The 18,372-nt window shown below is 49.6% G+C and carries 15 protein-coding genes; 8 read left to right on the top strand and 7 right to left on the bottom strand.

From position 1 onward, the window contains the following. Window positions 1–107: 107 nt before the first annotated feature. Window positions 108–1,067 (top strand): response regulator, encoded by a 960-nt coding sequence (locus PHW04_12260; GenBank protein ID MDD2716656.1) that lies wholly within the window; start codon window positions 108–110, stop codon window positions 1,065–1,067. 17 nt (window positions 1,068–1,084) lie between these two features. Then, window positions 1,085–1,981 carry a hypothetical protein gene (locus tag PHW04_12255; GenBank protein MDD2716655.1) on the top strand — a complete coding sequence of 299 codons (897 nt, stop codon included), beginning with the start codon at window positions 1,085–1,087 and terminating at the stop codon, window positions 1,979–1,981. 62 nt (window positions 1,982–2,043) lie between these two features. Here PHW04_12255 and PHW04_12250 read toward each other — a convergent pair whose 3' ends face one another. The 5 genes from PHW04_12250 to PHW04_12230 all read right to left on the bottom strand — a co-directional run bounded on the left by PHW04_12250 (window position 2,044) and on the right by PHW04_12230 (window position 9,374). Next, window positions 2,044–3,012 carry a radical SAM protein gene (locus tag PHW04_12250; protein MDD2716654.1) on the bottom strand — a complete coding sequence of 323 codons (969 nt, stop codon included), beginning with the start codon at window positions 3,010–3,012 and terminating at the stop codon, window positions 2,044–2,046. Continuing rightward, on the bottom strand, window positions 2,996–3,877 hold the full coding sequence (locus tag PHW04_12245; protein MDD2716653.1) for an FAD-dependent oxidoreductase: 882 nt from the start codon (window positions 3,875–3,877) through the stop codon (window positions 2,996–2,998). The genes PHW04_12250 and PHW04_12245 overlap by 17 nt, the downstream gene beginning before the upstream one ends. Next, the gene (locus tag PHW04_12240; protein MDD2716652.1) at window positions 3,864–4,526 is read right to left on the bottom strand and encodes an isochorismatase family protein; all 663 of its coding nucleotides are present in this window, start codon (window positions 4,524–4,526) and stop codon (window positions 3,864–3,866) included. Before PHW04_12240 ends, PHW04_12245 begins: the two co-directional genes overlap by 14 nt. Window positions 4,527–4,577: 51 nt before the next feature. After that, window positions 4,578–7,625, bottom strand: coding sequence for an efflux RND transporter permease subunit (locus PHW04_12235; GenBank protein MDD2716651.1), 3,048 nt, complete (start codon window positions 7,623–7,625; stop codon window positions 4,578–4,580). Window positions 7,626–7,760: 135 nt separating this feature from the next. Continuing rightward, complete coding sequence (locus PHW04_12230; protein MDD2716650.1) at window positions 7,761–9,374, bottom strand: peptide-binding protein; 1,614 nt, start codon at window positions 9,372–9,374, stop codon at window positions 7,761–7,763. 7 nt (window positions 9,375–9,381) lie between these two features. Here PHW04_12230 and PHW04_12225 point away from each other — a divergent pair, with 7 nt between their 5' ends. Then, entirely contained in the window at window positions 9,382–9,543 is a 162-nt protein-coding gene (locus PHW04_12225; protein ID MDD2716649.1) for a hypothetical protein, read from the top strand. A 44-nt stretch (window positions 9,544–9,587) separates the two neighbouring features. Here the strand turns inward: PHW04_12225 and PHW04_12220 are convergent, their stop codons facing one another. Then, window positions 9,588–10,700, bottom strand: a complete 1,113-nt coding sequence (locus tag PHW04_12220) for a hypothetical protein (GenBank protein MDD2716648.1) — start codon at window positions 10,698–10,700, stop codon at window positions 9,588–9,590. A 612-nt stretch (window positions 10,701–11,312) separates the two neighbouring features. Between PHW04_12220 and PHW04_12215 the strand changes: the two genes are divergently transcribed. Continuing rightward, entirely contained in the window at window positions 11,313–13,985 is a 2,673-nt protein-coding gene (locus PHW04_12215; GenBank protein ID MDD2716647.1) for a winged helix-turn-helix domain-containing protein, read from the top strand. Window positions 13,986–13,991: 6 nt separating this feature from the next. On the opposite strand, the gene PHW04_12210 is transcribed toward PHW04_12215, so the two are convergent. Beyond that, window positions 13,992–14,954 carry an endo alpha-1,4 polygalactosaminidase gene (locus tag PHW04_12210; protein ID MDD2716646.1) on the bottom strand — a complete coding sequence of 321 codons (963 nt, stop codon included), beginning with the start codon at window positions 14,952–14,954 and terminating at the stop codon, window positions 13,992–13,994. A gap of 169 nt (window positions 14,955–15,123) precedes the next feature. On the opposite strand from PHW04_12210, the gene PHW04_12205 reads away from it, so the two are divergent. The 4 genes from PHW04_12205 to PHW04_12190 are packed head-to-tail and all read left to right on the top strand — an operon-like array spanning window position 15,124 to window position 18,372. After that, window positions 15,124–15,933 carry a phosphate ABC transporter substrate-binding protein gene (locus PHW04_12205; protein ID MDD2716645.1) on the top strand — a complete coding sequence of 270 codons (810 nt, stop codon included), beginning with the start codon at window positions 15,124–15,126 and terminating at the stop codon, window positions 15,931–15,933. Further along, the gene (gene pstC / locus PHW04_12200; GenBank protein ID MDD2716644.1) at window positions 15,930–16,787 is read left to right on the top strand and encodes a phosphate ABC transporter permease subunit PstC; all 858 of its coding nucleotides are present in this window, start codon (window positions 15,930–15,932) and stop codon (window positions 16,785–16,787) included. The genes PHW04_12205 and pstC overlap by 4 nt, the downstream gene beginning before the upstream one ends. Then, window positions 16,784–17,620, top strand: a complete 837-nt coding sequence (pstA, locus tag PHW04_12195) for a phosphate ABC transporter permease PstA (protein MDD2716643.1) — start codon at window positions 16,784–16,786, stop codon at window positions 17,618–17,620. The genes pstC and pstA overlap by 4 nt, the downstream gene beginning before the upstream one ends. Then, the gene (locus PHW04_12190; GenBank protein ID MDD2716642.1) at window positions 17,617–18,372 is read left to right on the top strand and encodes a phosphate ABC transporter ATP-binding protein; all 756 of its coding nucleotides are present in this window, start codon (window positions 17,617–17,619) and stop codon (window positions 18,370–18,372) included. The genes pstA and PHW04_12190 overlap by 4 nt, the downstream gene beginning before the upstream one ends.

Below are 18,372 nucleotides of genomic sequence, written 5' to 3'. Positions count from 1 at the left end.
CCGCGAACTGGCAAACAGCAACCGATCAAATTTAGAAGAATCAATTCTTGACTTTTTTTACTGCTTTGGTAAACTTTACATCACGAGTTTTGTGGCTGAGGACATAAATGAGGAATAAAACTTTTACTACCTTCGATATCTCAAAGCTGCTGGAGGTTTATCCGAGTACAGTCTCCAGATGGATTAATGAAGGAAAATTAAAGGCTTTCAATACTCCAGGCGGGCACAACAGGGTCCTGATCAAGGACTTTCTGGCTTTCCTGAAAGAATTCAACATGCCGATTCCAGAATCCCTGCAATTAGAAAAAGAAATTAAAATCCTGGTAGTGGATGATGATGAAACCGTTTTAAAGGTGATTAAAAGGGTTTTGGAGACCAGCGGTTACTCTATTTATCTTGCAAAAGACGGATTCCAGGCCGGCGCAGCGATCAATGATTTCGAACCGCAGCTGGTAATTTTGGACATCATGCTGCCAGGGATCGACGGTTTTGCCGTCTGCAAAGAAATCAAAGAAAAATGTAAAAAAATAAAAATTCTCGGGATCACAGGTTGTTATACTGAAGAGATTAAGAAAGAAATGACTGCCTCAGGTGCAGATGATCTGCTGGAAAAACCTTTCAGTTCAGAAGATCTGATTAACAAAATCGAATCATTATTAAACAATGAAAATTCCACTCCGGATTCCTTGAGCAATGAAAAAGAAATCAAAATACTGGTTGTAGATGATGATGAAGCGGTTTTAAAGGTCATAAAAAATACTCTGGAACAATGCTCATACAATTTGAACCTTGCAAAAGACGGATTCCAGGCTGGCAAAGCTATCGGCGATTATGAACCGCATCTGGTAATTCTGGACATCATGCTGCCAGGGATCAACGGCTTCGATGTCTGCAAAATGATTAAAGAAAAGCATAAGAAAACATTGGTGCTCGGGATCACGGGTCATTATACTGAAGAAATCAGGAAAAAGATGATGGCCTGCGGAGCGGAAGATTTACTGGCAAAACCTTTTGATACTCATGATTTGGTAAAAAAAGTCAGTTCATTGTTAAAATCAAGCAGATGAAAAAAAAGGGGGAAGAAATGAAAAGGATCCTGTGCTTCGCATTGATTCTGTGTGCCTGCCTCTTGACGGCATCAGTAAACACAGACCTTAAGGCAGTTCCGGTCAATAAACCGCTTTCCATCACCGGTATCGAGCAGATCGATGACCAGACAGTCAAGCTCAACGCCTACATGGAGCATTTCCAGGGAAATTCATACAGCGTCAAGCCCTGGACTGATGAAATTGCACTTCCACAAGACCTTGCAGCCAAGGGATTTAAATTATACAAACGAGAATTCGTCAAGATGGAAGGTACCTACTTCTGGATGCTGGATGAAGACATGGAAGGTCTTGGCTATTCCTGCAGCCTGGTGCAGACCCTGCCCCAGTCGATGGGCGGAAATCCGATCAAGATCACCTACGCTTTTTATGCCGGAACCAGTCCAGAGCTGCCGGAAAAACTGGCACCTCCCCGGATTCTTTACCCTCCCAGCAACGGCCTCCTTGAATTCTATAACCCCAACTACTACTATACAGTGATCAACTATACAGGAGAAGGCTCAGCCTATAGAGTTTCCATAGACGGTCACAACGGCGACGAAGTTATGCACCGCATTCTCTACAAGGCTGGCTCCAGAGACCTCAAGTACGACTGTTTCGAAGACGGATGCACATACGAAGCCGTAGTACAGCAGACTGACAACACCATGCGCTGGAGCGTTCCTGCAGCCAGCACTTTCAAGGTCGTCTTCAGATTCAGGCTCTGCAACTACTGCGGCGCCACAGGCCAGATCCGCTGCGACAAGTGCAACGGCAGCGGTCATTATTACGATTACAATGCCCATCCCGCTGCCTACGTGCAATGCACGATCTGCAACGGCACAGGTAAGATAAAATGCAACTGGTGCTGGGGTCAGGGATACACTTATAAGTAAATTCGTTTCAACTGAAAGCAGAACGGGTCATCCTGAAGGGTGGCCCGTTTTTTTTATCCGGATTATTTCAGGTAAGGGTCGTCCTTTAAAGAATCGACCCCTTCTTCCAGCTCGTATGTGTAACTGTCGCTGTAATCGCCATTTTTTTCAAGATGTGTCCTGAGATACTGCCCGCAATTGCTGCCGATCAGGTTTTCCTCAAATTCCCCGAAGCTCAGAATTGACTCGTAGCCCGCACTGGATGCAAGATCAGTCAGTTCAGTGGTGTCAGAGGCGGAAATCCTGGATGAAAGCTGATTTTCACGTGCTTTGTATGTTGGATTGAGCGGAGTAAGCTTGAGCAGAAACTTCTCAGGGGAAAAATACGGAAGAAGCTCTACAGGATCAAAGGAGGATCCTTTGGCCAGTGCAAAATTCAAGGTTATTTTCCTGTCTCCGGTCCTGTAAAAACGCTCCCCGTACCCGGCGATTTCAGAAAAACTCCAGGTTCTTGCAGGTATCAAAGCGTTCCGTTCCAGTTCGTTTGTTGAATGCAGGGAAAACTGCAGTTGAAATCGTCCCTTTTCATACAGCTTTTCTTTAATGGACAGCAGTCTGTCGAAAAAGTTTTCGCAGCAGGCTGGAGCGATCGAGGAAATCGAAGGAATCAGACCAGGGGCATCATATCGAACTGGAAGCTCTTCAAGTACATCAAGCACAGCCTGGTTGAAGGCCGGCTCTCCCATCCTGGCGAACTGGATCTTGAATTTTTTGGAAGGAATCCTGCCGGAAGGATAATACCTGCTCACAAGATAGTCGATCTGCCGAAACATCTGCTCTCTGGTGAGTTTTCCCTTGAAATCATTTCCTGCATCGCAGATCCGGCATTTCACCGGACATCCGAAGAGCGTCGAAACTATCAGTACCCATTTATCGGATCTCGGGTGTGGCGGTTGTAATGATTCCACGAATTCAGCCTGCCTGCCTTCACCGAAATCTGCCAGATAGACGCTGGCCAGTCCCTTTTTTTCCGTTTTACCGATTATTTTCATTCAATTCACCTGTGATGGAAAGCGCTGCCTTCATCCCATCCCCTGCCGCAATTACAGCTTGTCGATGCAAACCATTTATCAAGTCTCCTGCCTGGAAAAGCTTTCCTTCCTCCAATTTTTTCTTCCAGTTCCAGCCTTGGAGCAATCTGTCTTCCGGGATTCTGCCGATCGCGAAGATCAGCAGATCAACTTCCATTATACTCGATCCGGATTGCGATTTTAATCCCAGGCTGATTTTTTTCAATCTGCCCTTGTCAATCCTGAGAATCGATGTTTCTCTGAGAAGCTCGATCCTGTCATTTGCAGTGACGCGTTTTTTAAGAATCGGGAGGCATCTGTCAGTGCCGGAGCGGGAGATGAGGATAACCCTGTTTTTTCGGGAAAAATTCAGTGCATAGTCAAAAGCAGCGTCTCCAGCTCCCACAATGGCAATCGTCCTGTCTGAACATTTCAGGGCAGGCCGGATTTCAGAGTCAACAAAACGCCGGATTATTGCAGGGACATTGATCCCAGGGTCAGCGGGCCGGGTGCCTGTGGCCAGGATCAGATACTTTGACTCGATTTCATGCAAGTTACCCTGCAGCATAAATCCTCCTGATGTCCTGACTGAGATAATCTCATCCCTGAGCAGCCGAACACCGAGTCTGCGTAGCTGCAACTTCAGAAATCCGGCCATTTCCAGACCTCTGATCCCCTCTGGAAATCCGGGATAATTCTCAATCAGGCCGGCATTGCAGAGAAGCCCGCCGACTTCAGCTTTTTCTACCAGAAGAGTGTCAATTCCAGCCCTTGTCAACTGGATCGCTGCCGCACAGCCGGCAGGTCCTGCTCCAACCACGGCAACTTGGCACTCATGGTGTTTCATGGGCATCCCGCTCAGATAGATCAGCGGCCAATTCCCCGCTGGAAGTCAGATTGGCAAACCCGTGGGACAGGTTGCAGAGGGTCGATTCATGAAATTTCCTGTTGTATGTGGCAGTGCAGTCTACAGGGAACCAGACTTCGTATCCGCGGCAGAAAGCCGACCTGGCTGTAGTTTCGCAGCAGAGATGCGTCATCACTCCACAGATCACCAACTTTCTGATGCCCTTTTTTTTCAGGCGCTGCTCCAGGTTTGTCCTGTAAAATGCGTCATATTGAGTCTTGATGATGCTGCCGCGCTTGTATTTCCGGAACTCCCGGCAGATTTCTGAAAATGGGTCCTGCGCTTCGATCAGCCTTTTCCACCATTTTCCCATCATCTCCGCATTTTCAGGGGTGTTCAAGTGTCTGGTGAAAAAAACAGGAAGTTCAAGGGAGCGGAAAAGTCCGGCCAGAGCCGAAATTCCTGGTAGAATTGCAGGGGCAGCAGGAATAAAAGCGGGAGAATCAGGATCAAGAAAATAATCCTGCATGTCCATGATCAGCAAAGCAGAACCTGCGGAATCAAACGACTTGTTTCTGCGGAATTCCTTCAGCCATTTCTCTGCAGTTTCAGCGATTCCTTCCCGGGTCAGGTAGCATTCCTTGAACATTCAAGAGCCTCTTACAAAATATCCGGTTTCGGACAATTTGTAAGAATTATATCACATTTTCGCTTGAGCCCATTTCATCACTCTTTCTCTGGCATTGTCCATTATGACATAGAGCACAGGGATGAAAGTCAGGGTAAAAAGAGTCGAGATAGTCAGTCCACCGATTACAGTAACTGCAAGCGGCTGGAAAAAGTCGGCTCCAGCTCCTATTCCCAGAGACAGCGGCAGCATGCCCAGGATGGTAGTCAGCACAGTCATCAGGATCGGCCGCAGCCGGATCGCGCCTGACTCAAGGACAGCCGTGATCTTGTCTTCCTTTTCCTTGATCCGGCGGTGATTGATGAAATCGACCAGAATAATACCGTTGTTAACGACAATTCCTCCCAGCATGATCACTCCGATCAAAGCAGTGGTGGAAAGCGCCATCCCCATTATCTTCAAGGAAAGCACCACTCCGATAATCGAAAGAGGAATGGTGAACATGATCACAAAGGGATCTGTGAAAGAGTCATACTGCACAGCCATCACAAGATATACCAGCAGAAATGCGGTCAGCATGGCCATCATCAGATTGCGGAAAGCTTCTTTCCGGTCTTCCTCTTCCCCGCCGAACTGGTAGTAATAGCCGTCAGGGAATTGCATGCCAGAGAGCACTTTCTGGATGTCACTGGAAACCGCCTGCAGGGGCCGGCCCTGGATATCGGCCTCCACCATCTGGAGGCGTTTGAGATTTCTGCGCCTGATCGTGGTGTAACTGCTGCCGTATTCAATCCTGGCTACCTGTGAAAGAAGCACTGTTGTCTTGTCGTCGACTACAAGCTTGAGATCCTTGAGTTTATCAATTTTATCGGTGTATTCATCCGAAGCTTTCACGCGGATGTCGAATTCGTCGTTGGCTTCCTTGTACTTGCCTGCCACATTGCCGAAAACATAACTTCTGGTCATATCCGACACTGTGGCCAGATCAAGTTTCAGATCCCTGAGCTTTTCCCTGTCGTACACGATCCTGACTTCAGGCCTGCCCTTTTCCACGCCGTCGTCAACATCCTTCAATCCTTCGACCCTCTTGATCGCAATCGCCACTTTCCGGCAGAGAGCTTCGATTACAGGAAACTCATCGCCGTATATCTCGATCTCGATGGGTTTACCGGTTCCATGCCCGTGAAACTGGCCGAGCTTCTGCTCAGCATAAGTGATACGGGTATAGCCGCTGATCTTACTGACATCCTCTCTGACCTTTTTAATCAGCTGCTTGAGGCTCATGGCACGTTTACCCATCGGAGGTACAATCACAGAAAAGTCGCCCCGTCCCAGTTCGACACGGGTAATTACTTTTTCTGCATCCTTGTATTTCTTAAGAACAATTTCAATCTGTCTGGCGATTTCGTCGGTCTTTTCGATCGTGGTCCCTTCAGGAGTTGCATATCTGATGCTGAATGCGCCTCTGTCCATGTACGGGAAAAATTCCATGGCAGGCAGGAAGACAAAAGTAAGCCCGAAGATTACTGCCACCAGGAAAATGTATCCCCAGCGCCTGAGCGGACTGGACAGCACCCAGCGCAGATTGCGCTTGTAAATGGCCCGCAGTTTGTCCATCAGAGGTTCTTTCCGCTCTGCCTCGACTTTAAGTATCTTTGAAGCCAGCATCGGCACAAAGCTGATCGCCACAAAGTAGGTGGCGATTTCAGCGAAAATGATCGTGAGCGCCAGATTGAAGAACATTTCCCCGGTAGCCCCGGGAACCAGGCCGATCGGCACAAAAACCACGATATGGGTAAGTGTGGATGCCAGGATCACCATCATCACTTCATTGGTAGCTTCGATCGCGCATTTCTCGCGGTCTTCATTTCCGTGCAGGCGGATGTAACGATAAATGTTCTCCAGAGAAACGATCGCATTATCCACCATGATTCCTATGCCCAGCGCCAGGCCGCCTAAAGTGATCAGATTCATGGTCATGCCCTTTTTCAGATACATCATCAGGAAGGTGATGATGATTGCGAGAGGGATGCTGGTGCCGATGATGAAGGTGGCCCGGAAATTCCGGAGGAAGAAATAGATGACAAAAATGGAAAGAAATCCGCCGACCAGACAGCTTTCCCTGACCATCTGCATGGATTCATTGATGAATGTAGAACTGTCATTCCCGATCACGAACTTGATTTTATTCTGATATTTGTGTTCCAGCTGCGGAAGAAGCTGATTGACTGCATCAGAAATCAGCACAGGATTCGCGCCCTGGGTTTTTCTGACTCCCAGCGTAACCGAAGGCCTTCCATTCATCCGCGAGAGAGTTGAAATTTCCTTGTTGGAGTCTTCGATCACAGCCAGTTCGCTTAAGTAAACTGGCCTGTCAGCCAGTTTTTTGACCACTATTTTACCGAAATCTTCAGGTCTCTGGATCTCACCGACAGAACGCACCATGTATTGATACGATCCTTCATTGATATCTCCGACAGGCGTGTTCTGATTGTCCACGTTCACAGCCTTGATCACGTCATTGATGGTCAGGCCGAGGGAATTGAGAGTGGTGGGATTGACCTGAATTTTGATCTCGCGCTGCAGTCCTCCTGACACATCGACTGCAGCCACTCCTGGTATGCGCTGAATCACGGGGGCGATCTCAATTTCGGCGAGCGTGCGCATGGTTTTAGGGTCAAAATCACCAGCCAGAGCGATGTCCATGATCGGCCTGGCATTCATGTCCTGCTTCATCACCCTGATCTGATCGATATCGCGGGGAAGTCTTCGCTTGGCTGCTTCCACCTTGTCTCTCAGATCGATCAAGGCCAGATTGAGGTCAGTACCCCAGACAAACTCCACCCCGATCCCGGCTTCCCCGTCCTGGGAGCGGGAATTGATGTCTTTCACGTTTTCCAGGGCATTCACCTCGTTCTCGATCTTCTTGGTGACTATGCTTTCCATATCCGCCGGGGACACTCCTGGATATGGAATCCTGATATATGCGGTAGGATAGTCGATGTTCGGATAGAGGTCCACGTTCAGGGAAAACATGGCGACTCCGCCCAGCAGCAGGAAAACCATTACGATCATTGTGATGCCCACAGGGCGCTTTACGGCAATTTCGGGTATGTTCATTCTAGTCTCCAATCGCTTGTTTTGGCAGCCATTCCTGGGTAAACCGCAATTAACCGGCTCAACGCAATGAATGCCGGCTGAAGTGACTCAGCCATTACTTTGATCGGTCGGATCAGTGAAAAAATAAGATTGTTGCTAGTATTTTCTGAGTTCTTCGGGGATGTACCAGAATTTAGATTCGTTTAGTCCGCTGGGCGTGATGGTCACTCCTTTGACCCTTTTATTGACAGCTACAATCGATTCCTTGACAAAGAGAAATGTATAGGGTTGATCTTCATGGAGCAGAGCATGGATTTTCCCGTAAATTTCCCTCCGCTTCTGCATGTCGAAAGTCGCCCTGCCCTCGTCCCAGAGCCTGTCTGCTTCAGGATTGGAATAGGAAATGTAGTTGCTGCCCGCTTTTTCCTTTGCAACATCCGGGATCTGCGACGAATGCCAGATGTGGTAGTGGTCCGGTTCCGGGCCTACGCTCCATGCACCCAGAGTGGCGTCGAAATTCTTTTCTTTCAGCGCTTTCAAAAATACGCTCCATTCCATTGTCTTCAGATGAGCTTTGACTCCCACGCTTTCCCAGTAGCTTGCAATCGCGTTGGCGATCATTTCCCTGGTCTTGTCCGGTCCGGAAAGTATTACTTCGAACTCGAACTTCTTACCATCCCGCTCGAGTATGCCGTCTGGCCCCGGTTTCCAGCCTGCCTCGGACAGCAAGACCCTAGCCTGCTCAGGTGAATATGGCCAGGGCTTGATATTCTTGTCATAAGCCCAGGCCTTCATGGAAAAGGGGCCAGTTGTGATCTGCCCATATCCGTAAAAAATTTCGTCAATGAGCTTCTGCCTGTCGATCGCCATGGTCAGTGCCCTGCGCACCCTCCTGTCCTGGAAGATCGGCTTCAGAAAGTTGTATCCCACATAATGGAACACATCGCCCCTGGGATAATGGTAAACATTGAACATCTTCCTGAATTCTTCCGAATCCACCTGTTTCACATACTGGTCTAAGGTCAGGCCCATCAGGTCCAGTTCATCGCGCTTGAGAGAAAGGAAAGCCATTGAATTGTCGGGCATGATCCGGATAATCCACTGGGAGATGAAAGGCTTGCCTGCGAAGTAATCTTGATTGACCTTCAGGATTACCCTGTCGTCAGGTATCCATTCCACGAAACGGTATGGGCCAGTGCCGATCGGTTTCTGGTTGAAGCTGGAACTGTTGAAATCCTCATTTTCCAGGATGTGCTTCGGGATGATCGGAAAAACCCAGCGTTCCAGCCCGGGCGAAAAAGGCTTCCCGTAATGCACGCGAAGATCGTAAGGGTCAATGATTTCGATTGAATCTATAATCACAAATCTGCTGCGGAATGGAGCGTCCACTTTAGGATCGATCATTTTCTGATAAGTGAATTTCACGTCTTCGGCAGTGAATTCCACCCCGTCGTGCCATTTGACTCCCTTTCTGAGCCTGAAGGAAATGTTCATCCCGTCTGCCGACACTTCCCAGGACTCGGCCAGGTCTCCCCGCAGGGCATAGTTATCGTCATAGGACAGAAGTCCGTCAAACACCATGCCAGTGACGGCTCCGGAAGCAGTGTCGTTAGTCAGAAGCGGGTTGAGTGAAACCGGATTGGCCCCTGCGGAATCCACTAAAGTACCACCATAGACTACCGGGTAGATTACTTCCCCTGTCTGGGTAGAATTCGCGTTTTCCTGCACAACAGGCTCTGGAGGAGCTCCGCAGCCGGATATGAAAATCATGAAAATAATGAACGAAAAAAAATACAGGCAGAAGCAGTGCATCCGATCCTCTCTGGAATTTCTGGTAATAATGCAGATTTTAGCTCAGAATAAATTCCAGAAAAATTATACCACACCCCGCACTTCCGATCCAATCAAAAAAGCCGCTCTCAGGCGGCTTTTCTGGTAATCTATCTTCGTAAGGGAGGACGGCCGTCCTCCCCTACTTTCTCATCAGTGATGAATGTTCGGATTCACGGACGGCACGAACGGTCCGGGATGCGGGCTGGGGCTGGGACTCGGGGTCGGCTCCGGACTTGGTGTAGGAGACGGATTGGGCTCAGGGTTAGGAGTCGGATCCGGGTATGGGTTTGGTGCGGGATTCGGTGAAGGGTTAGGCGACGGATTCGGGTTCGGAGAATTGGGGCCGCCGAAAAAGACCTTCTCGAACTGTGTGCACCAGGCATGCCAGTGAATGTCTGCTGCCCAGAAGCGCAGCCTGCCGTTATCCAGTTCCAGGGACCCGCCGTAAGGATAGCTCTTATCGCCAACTGTCTGAGCGATTTTGTTGTGATGGCTGTGCACATACTGCATGTAACCTGAAGTGTTGTGGATGAAGCAGAATCTGACCTGGGTGAATTTCTTGACAGCCTTGATGTAATTTTCACGCATGGAATCAATGGAATAGCAGAGAGAGTCCCCGTCATGGATGCCTTTCACGCTGTTATCAACGAAATTTTTCACATCCTGATCTGAATCGTATTTTTCATTGATCAGGCGAAGCAGGGCATGATTGACCCTGCCGCCGCCTGACAGGCTGAACTGTTCAAATTTCAGGTTTTTCTTGCCTGTCGCATTTTCGATCTGCCTGAACATCTTAAGCAGCAGGTCCCCGTTCTTTCCCCCGTCAAAGCCTGGCCAGTGATCGCTTGAACTGATCGGGTAGGCGATGACAGCCCCTTCCCCGTTCAGGTGTTTTTCCATTGCTTTCCTGTCACTTGAAGTCGAATCCGAATAATCTGTATTGCCGTCACCGTGGATCAAAAAATAAACGGATGTAATATTCGCCGGATCCCCGATCACCCAGATTCTGGTATATTGCAGGATGCCGTCAGTGCCGTCCAGTTTGACTTTCTCCCCGTTCGCATAGCGGAAAATACTTACAGGATCGAGATTCCTCATTTCCACGTGCGGGAAATAGACCGCATCCTCATCGCTCAGGCTCTGGCCCTGAAGCGTCAGCTGTGCCTGCAGATCCTGAGGCACTCCCTCATCTGCAAACAATACTCCCACCCCGACAATCAGGGTGACCAGAAACAGCATTTCCATTACATTTTCTTTACTCATGATAACCCCCTTATGATACCGTATGATTCTTCTGGAGTACTCTTCCTCATTCAAAAGCGGCTGACAGGCCCGGTCACTTATACTCTGGTCCTTTTTCCCCCTGTAACCCGCAGCCGCTTCATAATATTAACAATACCGTGGATTCGGCCTTTATCAAGCAATATGCCCGCAAAACTTTTGTTACAATTTTTATTGGCTTTAATCTGCATCCAATGAACAGTTCTAATGATTCGCCACTAGTGGTCCGCCACACTTAAATTTGTGTTTTCAGAAACATGAGATCGAGACAGATTCGCGAAGCGGCGACAAGGCAACCTGGGCTGGTTGCCGCGACAGCCGCGACAAAGAAGCTGACCGATATCATGTTTCATCCCTCGTTGATTGCCGGGTGGCGGAGATCCGTCTGCTGCGTTGCGGTTCGTCGAAAATGCACCACATTTTCTTCCTCACCGCGCCTTGCATCCGAATCCCCGGCACTCCGGCTGAAATCACAAATTTAAGTGTGGTGAACCACTAGGCTGATTCTGAACCGGTACGCACGATCCTGAAAATATTAGATTTTTTTGTTATCATATTCCTGCTGAATCATGAATCATTTTCAGGAGAATTCCGATGCCGGATGCAATCACTCGAAAAAGCTGCGGGCGCAGTCAGGAACTGGAAGAACTGGAAAACCTGCTGTCCAGCCAGAAAGTACTGGTGATCGCAGGCCTTCCGGGCATCGGCAAGACCTCGTTTCTTCAGGCTTTTGCCGGTCTGCTGAACAACCGGCAGGATTTTTCCGGCCGAATTCTCTGGATCTCATGCCGCAAAGGATGGAACGAGCAGGATCTGTTCGCTGAGATTACCCAGAAAACTGTCGAACTGACAGGTGAAACGAAATTTTTCCAGGTCAAGGTTTCGGCTTCAGACATTATTTCCATGCTGGAAGAGAACGAACTGCTGCTGTTCCTCGACGACTTCCAGTGGATCGAAAATCCAGCCACAATTGAACTGGTGCGTGAGGGACGCTTCTTGAAAAAAGGGCATCTGGTGATTGCCACCAGAAAAAGGATTTCCCTGCCGCCTCTTGAATTGATCGAAATCCACGAAAAACGCCTGGAAGGTCTGAAGCAGGAAGATGCTGAGCTTCTGATGGACCAACTCCTTGAGCTGCACGGCATCGAAAAACTTGACGCAGTGCAGAAGGATAGGATTTTCCACAAAGTCAAGGGCCATCCTTATTCCCTCAAACTTTTCATCAGCCTGCTCGTCACAGGCGGATATTCACTGGACTCGCTGCTTGAATCAGCCTCGGAATTCGATGAAGAGCGGGAGCGGCACCTGCTCGAACAGGTCTGGAACACTTTTGAAACCGCTGAACAGGTCATCCTGAAATTCCTGTCCGTATTACGGATTCCAATAAAACTTGAGGAATTCCCTTCTCTCTTCGACCGCCATTCCAGGACTGCCCTCAGAAAACTTCTGGATAATTACCTGGTGGAATCAACCAGTGAAGGCAGGGTCTACCTGCACGACCTGATGCGAAACCGCGCTACGGAAAATCTCGCTGAGACTGATCGGATCCGATTTCATACTGAAGTTGCAGATATCTTTGCCGCCAAAAGGAAGCCTGTGCTCGGGGAGCTGAAAGAGGCGTACTTCCATTACCGCGAAGCAGGCCGCAATGAACTGGCTGTAGATGTGCTCAGCAAGCTGGCTTATGAGATCCTGATCAGAGGCGAGGAGAGCGAGAACATCTATCACCTTCTGGACCAGGCCCTGGAAGGCGAATGCGGCGACAAGCGTGAAATTCTGCTCAAAAACAGGATCGAACTCCTTATCTACTGGCGGCAGTTTGCGGAAGCAGAAGCAATGCTCGGCAGGCTGGAGAAAAAAATCAACCGCGATTTTCTTTCAGCCAAGCTCAATTTCAGGAGAGGCCAGTTTTCGGAAGCAGTCCGCCTGTTCGAATCCGGGCTCGCGAAAAACCCCACCAGGGATGAGCAGGCCGATGCTTACAGCACTCTGGCTCTCTGCTATAACTATCTCGGCAATCTGGCAGGCGCGGAAGAATATTTCCGCAAGGCACTCAGCGAGGTTCGGGAGGACTGCCACCCGTTTTTCCAGGCCAAGAATTTCCTGAATCTGGGCATTTTTCTCGCTCACAGGGGGGAAGTTTACAAAGCCATCGAAAGCCTGGAACGGGCAGAGAAGATCTTCCGCGAATACAACGCTCTCGGCAGGCTGGCCAATGTGTTATACAACAAAGCTGTCTTCTATTTCGACATCATGGAGCTGGGAAAGATCAGAAAATACCTGGATGAGTCCACTGATGTGCGGGAAAATATCAAGGACAAGTATGGCCTGGTCTACAACTATTCCATGCGGGCAGAGCTTTATTTCCTGGAAGGCGATTACAGGCAGTCCAAGGCTGAGAACAGAAAAGCCCTGTCCCTTGCAGAGCGTAAAAGCTGGATTTTCCCGATGGCGTTCGTGAACAGCGCTCTGGGCCTGGTAGAGACGAGGCTCGGCAATCCGCAGGCTGCAGAGCAGCACCACAAGGCAGCTCTTTCATATTTCGATAAAATCGACTACCCGGTGCAGAAGGAATGGGCTCACCTGAATTATGCCCAGTTTTTATTATGTGAGAGGCGGATCGATGAAGCTCTCACATACCTTATGCAGGTCAAGACATTCGCAGAAAGCTGCAGCCAGCAGGAACTTTTGAGCAGAGTGCTTTTCTTTCTTTATGCGGCGGAAAAACTCAAGGCTGACGAACACTGCAGCGTTTATAATGAAGAGTATAATAAAACCAGGGAAAAACTACCCGAACAATTCCGCAAAAGGCTGGATGTGGAATTCCAGTGGTTCATCGAGAATGTTCTCAAATCAGGCTCAGGGATAGTGCTGTCCAGACGTCAGGGAAGCCTTGCCTGCAATCAGGAAGAGCTGGAAGATTTCAGGAAGCAGGGAAAAACCTGCGCCTTTTTCGCGGATTTTCTGAATCGGGAACTCTTTGTGGACGGGAAAAAAGTTCCTTTCTTTAAAAAAAAGGTGCTGGTTACTCTGCTGACCATCCTGGTAAGAAATCCCGGGAAGCTGATATCACCTGAGGAGATTTTCAGGGCAGTCTGGGGACGGAAGTACGAAAGCGACTCGGACGGGGCAAATCTCAGAATGAATATATCCAGATTGCGGAAAGCCCTGGGCAGCGATTCCGAACGCTTCATCCGCTCGTCAGCCGAGGAAAGCGGATATTACTTTGATTCTGAGTCAGATTACATGCTGATTCTTCCTGAATGACCGGTGCTAATCCGGTTCATGCCCCTGATTGACAGTAAGCTTGTCCAGCGGCCGCACTGTGGCATAAGGGACATAACCTTTAGCCTTGGCTTTATTGTAAAAATCGTCGATCTTCTCCTGTTTGGTCACGTAATCAATTACCAGCACCAGCTTGCCGCCCTTCTTGAAAACATCCAGATTGGAGAGGATTCCCGCAATGTCTCCTGAGGGATTGGCTGTGTTTCCGTCATACCAGGTATCTTCCTTGCCGATCCCTGATACGGTTTCAAGATAATCTTTGTGCGAGGAAAGACCTTCCCCGTTCTGGGGGAAAATTCCGAAATCAGGCTTTCCCTTTGTCACTCTTGCATATTTGGCCATAGCCATCACAAAATCCACCATCTGCTGTTCTGCAGTGGGACGGGTCATCCAGCTCTTCCCGTCAGGACCCCAGTATTCATAGGCATCGATGATGTCCAGGTAAACACCGTCGAATCCTGCGTCAATAATCTTGTCCAGGTAGCTGTCTTTTGCTCCGAAGATGATCTTCTGCCAGCCAGGATCCCAGTATTTGACCTTGTAATTGCCTTCCCATTCCGGGTTCATCGGCCCCAGCCAGGATGGAGCGCCTGCATCCGGTTTCCCGTCCCCGTCCGCGTCCCAGCTTTTTTCCCAGTAATAACGGTAGCTTTCCGCTTCCCCGATGCTCAGGTAGCTGAGAACCAGCTTGGATCCCCCAGGACTGTTTTTAAGAGCAGCAATTTCCTCTTTTGTGTATTTCTGCTCTTCAGAACCATCCCTGGAATAATCAGTCACAACCAGGTCGAATTTGGATTTTCCGGCTGCATTCAAGTCGAATTTCTGCAGCTGGTAGAGAAAATCATTCACAGAAAGCCAGGGTGAAGTCTTAGGCTTTTCTTCACTGTACAGACTGGCTGAACAGCAAAGTAAAATCGTTAAAACGATCAACGAAGTTTCGATTTTTCTCATCTGATTCCCTCCCTGATTCTATCTTTAATTATACCCGATGTTTTCCAGAATCAAAGAAAGATTTAGCGGTCTGCTGGGAACATCTTTCTGCCACAAAAACTGCTTGCTTTTTTTCTGAAGTCCTGTGATATAATCAGACTAATTTTATCAGAGCCCCCATGGGGAGCAGATGGCGAACCGGAAAGTTTTGATTTTTCTGATCGCAGGAATTTTCGCCTCAATCCTCTGCTTCGGATGTGGAAGCTCGAGATCCAACTATGTGAAGGTGGTAGGCTCAACTTCGATCCAGCCTTTTGCAGAACTGCTGGCTGACGAATATTCAAGAACACATCAGGATGCCCGGCTGGTAGAAGTGCAGGGAGGTGGCTCCACTGCGGGGATTCAAGCTGCAGGGAACAAGCTCGCAGATATCGGCATGTGCTCACGCTTGTTGAGTTCAGAGGAGACTCTGCAATTCACTGCCACAGTGATTGCCAGGGACGGCTTAGCCATTGTGGTCAATCCGGAAAATCCGATCTCAAATTTATCTGTAGATCAACTGCGCGGACTTTTCAGCGGCAGGATCAGAAACTGGAATCAGGTTGGAGGAATGAACTGCCAGGTATGGCCGATCACCCGTGAGGAAGGCTCAGGCACACGCGACGCTTTTGCCAAACTGGTGATGGGACACGAACACATTTCCTTCTCAGCCCTGACTCAGGAATCAAACGGTGCAGTCAAGGAACTGGTCAAAGGCGACAGGGGCGCGATTGGATACATGTCTCTGGGATTGGTGAACAAAGAGCTGAAATCTCTGCTCATCGACAGTGTGGAAGCCACGGTTTTGAATATTCAGACCGGCAGTTACCAGCTGAATCGTCCATTCCTTTTCGTAGTTAAAGGGGATCCAAACCCTGAAACCAGAAAATTCATCGATTTTGTGCTGTCTGATGCTGGTCAGAAGATTCTGACCAGCGAAGGACTGGTGAGCGCGAAATGAAACAGGAGAAGATGGTCAGCACAATCCTGTTATTGATAGCCCTGACCGCATTTTCCAGTCTGCTTTTGATCACAGTCTTCATTTTCTGGGAAGGGTTGCCCGTGATTCTCAGGATCGGGCCAGGGAATTTTTTTCTCTCCGGCGACTGGGAGCCTCTGGACGGGCATTTCGGAATCCTGTCCATGATCATCGGTTCCCTGCTGGTCACGCTGGGTGCAATGGCGATCGGTGTGGTTTTCGGACTCTCGCTCGCTATAGTGCTGACCCAGTTCTGCCCGAGCGGACTGTCCATAATCCTGAAACAGACAGTTGAACTTCTCGCAGGCATCCCTTCTGTAGTATATGGTTTCATGGGCGTAGTCACGATAGTCCCGCTGATCAGGAATTACCTGGGCGGACCAGGACTGTCGGTACTTGCCGCTTCCATCGTACTGGGCATCATGGTCCTGCCCACTGTCACCAGTATTTCCATCGATGCCCTGCGGGCAGTACCGCGTTCCTATTGGGAAGGGTCTATCGCACTGGGGGCCACTCAATGGCAGACCACCCGGATGCTGATGCTGAGAGCGGCCAGATCCGGCATCCTTGCTGCCGTCATCTTAGGCATGGGCCGGGCTATCGGAGAAACCATGGCAGTGATCATGGTAGCCGGCAATACTCTGGAAATCCCCCACGGGATTCTTTCTCCTGTCAGGACTCTCACCAGTAATATTGCCCTGGAAATGGGTTACGCCTCTGGCGAGCACAGGCAGGCTCTCTTTGCTACTGGTGTCACACTGTTTGTGATCATCATGATCCTGAACTCGATCGCATTGTATGTCTCAGGAAAGCGCGGAAAGGCAGGGGAGCCATGAAACTCACTCCTGCCCGTTCACAATGCCTGGCAGTCTCTCTGATGTGGTCTGTGGCAGGGATCACGATCGGGATGCTGATCTTTGTGATTGGTTACATCCTGGCGCATGGGTTGCCTTACCTGAACCTCGAGTTTTTAACCTCTGCCCCGCTCAGCATGGGACGCAAGGGCGGAATTTTTCCCATGATCATCGGCACGCTGATGGTAGCGGGCCTTGCTGTTTCGATCGCAGCTCCAATCGGAGTCTCTACAGCTATTTATCTGACAGAATATACCAAAGCAAGCCGTCTGACCTATCTGATCCGTTTCGGGGCAGACTGTCTGGCCGGCATTCCTTCCATCATCTTCGGGCTCTTCGGTTTCGTTTTTTTCGTAATTACCCTGGGGATGGGCCTCTCGGTGCTGTCCGGAGCCCTCACTCTTGCAATCATGGTGCTGCCGACCATCATCCGTACCAGCGAGGAAGCCATCAGGTCTGTTCCATACTCCTATCGCGAGGTAAGTTACGGCCTTGGGAGTACCCGCTGGCAGATGGTGACCAATGTGGTGCTGCGTTCTGCTCTGCCCGGGATCTGCACAGGCATAGTACTTTCGCTCGGCCGCAGCATCAGCGAAACCGCTGCCGTGATGCTGACCGCAGGTTCGGCGCTCAAGATGCCCCAGTCTGTGATGGATTCTTCTCGGACTCTGGCCCTGCATTTCTATATCCTCTCCAGGGAAGGCATTTCGATGCCTAACGCCTATGCCACTGCGTCTGTGCTGATTCTGACGATTCTCGGGTTGAATCTGGCTGCATACATGCTGATGCGAAGATTCGGAGTAAAAGAGCGATGAATAAAATCAAAATCCAGGTGCGGAACTTTTCAGTCAGCTTCAACGGCAAAACAGCTCTTTCAAATCTTAATCTTGATATTTACGAAAATGAGCGCCTGGCAATCATCGGACCTGCCGGGAGCGGCAAGACATCCTTTCTGCGAGCGCTGAACAGGCTGAACGACTTGAATCCCGGCTTTACGTATTCGGGAAAAATCCTGCTGGATGGCAAAGATATTTACGACTCAGACACAGATGTGGCAGAACTGCGCCGCAGGGTGGGAATGGTCTATGCAGTGCCTGTGGCCCTGCCCTGGACGATCCGCGAAAACCTGGCTTTCGGATTGAAGCTTTCGGGTATAACAGGTGACAGTCAGAATCAAAGAATCGAAAATGCCCTCCGCGAAGCCTTTCTCTGGGAAGAAGTGAAGGACAGGCTGGACCAGCCGGCCTTCAACCTCTCAGGCGGCCAGCAACAGCGCATGTCCATGGCCAGAATGCTGGCTCTGCAGCCGGATGTGCTGCTCTTTGACGAACCCTGCTCTGCGCTGGATCCGATCGCCACCGCCAGGATCGAGGATGCCCTAGAAACACTCAGGGAAAAGCATACGATCATCCTGGTGACGAACAATACTAAGCAGGCGGCCCGGGCTTCCGACCGCACAGCCTTCTTTTTAATGGGGGAACTGGTGGAAATCAGTGAGACACACAAGCTTTTCACCAGACCGGAAAAACAGCGGACTAACGAATATCTGATCGGGCAGTTCGGGTGA

This window comes from Candidatus Wallbacteria bacterium, from assembly GCA_028687545.1.
Lineage (GTDB): Bacteria > Muiribacteriota > JAQTZZ01 > JAQTZZ01 > JAQTZZ01 > JAQTZZ01.
This window is presented reverse-complemented; position numbering and strand designations above follow the sequence as displayed.

Coding starts and splice junctions, on each gene's coding strand:
- PHW04_12260 (MDD2716656.1), top strand. CDS start 108: ATGAGGAATAAAACTTTTACTACCTTCGATATCTCAAAGCTGCTGGAG.
- PHW04_12255 (MDD2716655.1), top strand. CDS start 1,085: ATGAAAAGGATCCTGTGCTTCGCATTGATTCTGTGTGCCTGCCTCTTG.
- PHW04_12250 (MDD2716654.1), bottom strand. CDS start 3,012: ATGAAAATAATCGGTAAAACGGAAAAAAAGGGACTGGCCAGCGTCTAT.
- PHW04_12245 (MDD2716653.1), bottom strand. CDS start 3,877: ATGAAACACCATGAGTGCCAAGTTGCCGTGGTTGGAGCAGGACCTGCC.
- PHW04_12240 (MDD2716652.1), bottom strand. CDS start 4,526: ATGTTCAAGGAATGCTACCTGACCCGGGAAGGAATCGCTGAAACTGCA.
- PHW04_12235 (MDD2716651.1), bottom strand. CDS start 7,625: ATGAACATACCCGAAATTGCCGTAAAGCGCCCTGTGGGCATCACAATG.
- PHW04_12230 (MDD2716650.1), bottom strand. CDS start 9,374: ATGATTTTCATATCCGGCTGCGGAGCTCCTCCAGAGCCTGTTGTGCAG.
- PHW04_12225 (MDD2716649.1), top strand. CDS start 9,382: ATGAACGAAAAAAAATACAGGCAGAAGCAGTGCATCCGATCCTCTCTG.
- PHW04_12220 (MDD2716648.1), bottom strand. CDS start 10,700: ATGAGTAAAGAAAATGTAATGGAAATGCTGTTTCTGGTCACCCTGATT.
- PHW04_12215 (MDD2716647.1), top strand. CDS start 11,313: ATGCCGGATGCAATCACTCGAAAAAGCTGCGGGCGCAGTCAGGAACTG.
- PHW04_12210 (MDD2716646.1), bottom strand. CDS start 14,954: ATGAGAAAAATCGAAACTTCGTTGATCGTTTTAACGATTTTACTTTGC.
- PHW04_12205 (MDD2716645.1), top strand. CDS start 15,124: ATGGCGAACCGGAAAGTTTTGATTTTTCTGATCGCAGGAATTTTCGCC.
- pstC (MDD2716644.1), top strand. CDS start 15,930: ATGAAACAGGAGAAGATGGTCAGCACAATCCTGTTATTGATAGCCCTG.
- pstA (MDD2716643.1), top strand. CDS start 16,784: ATGAAACTCACTCCTGCCCGTTCACAATGCCTGGCAGTCTCTCTGATG.
- PHW04_12190 (MDD2716642.1), top strand. CDS start 17,617: ATGAATAAAATCAAAATCCAGGTGCGGAACTTTTCAGTCAGCTTCAAC.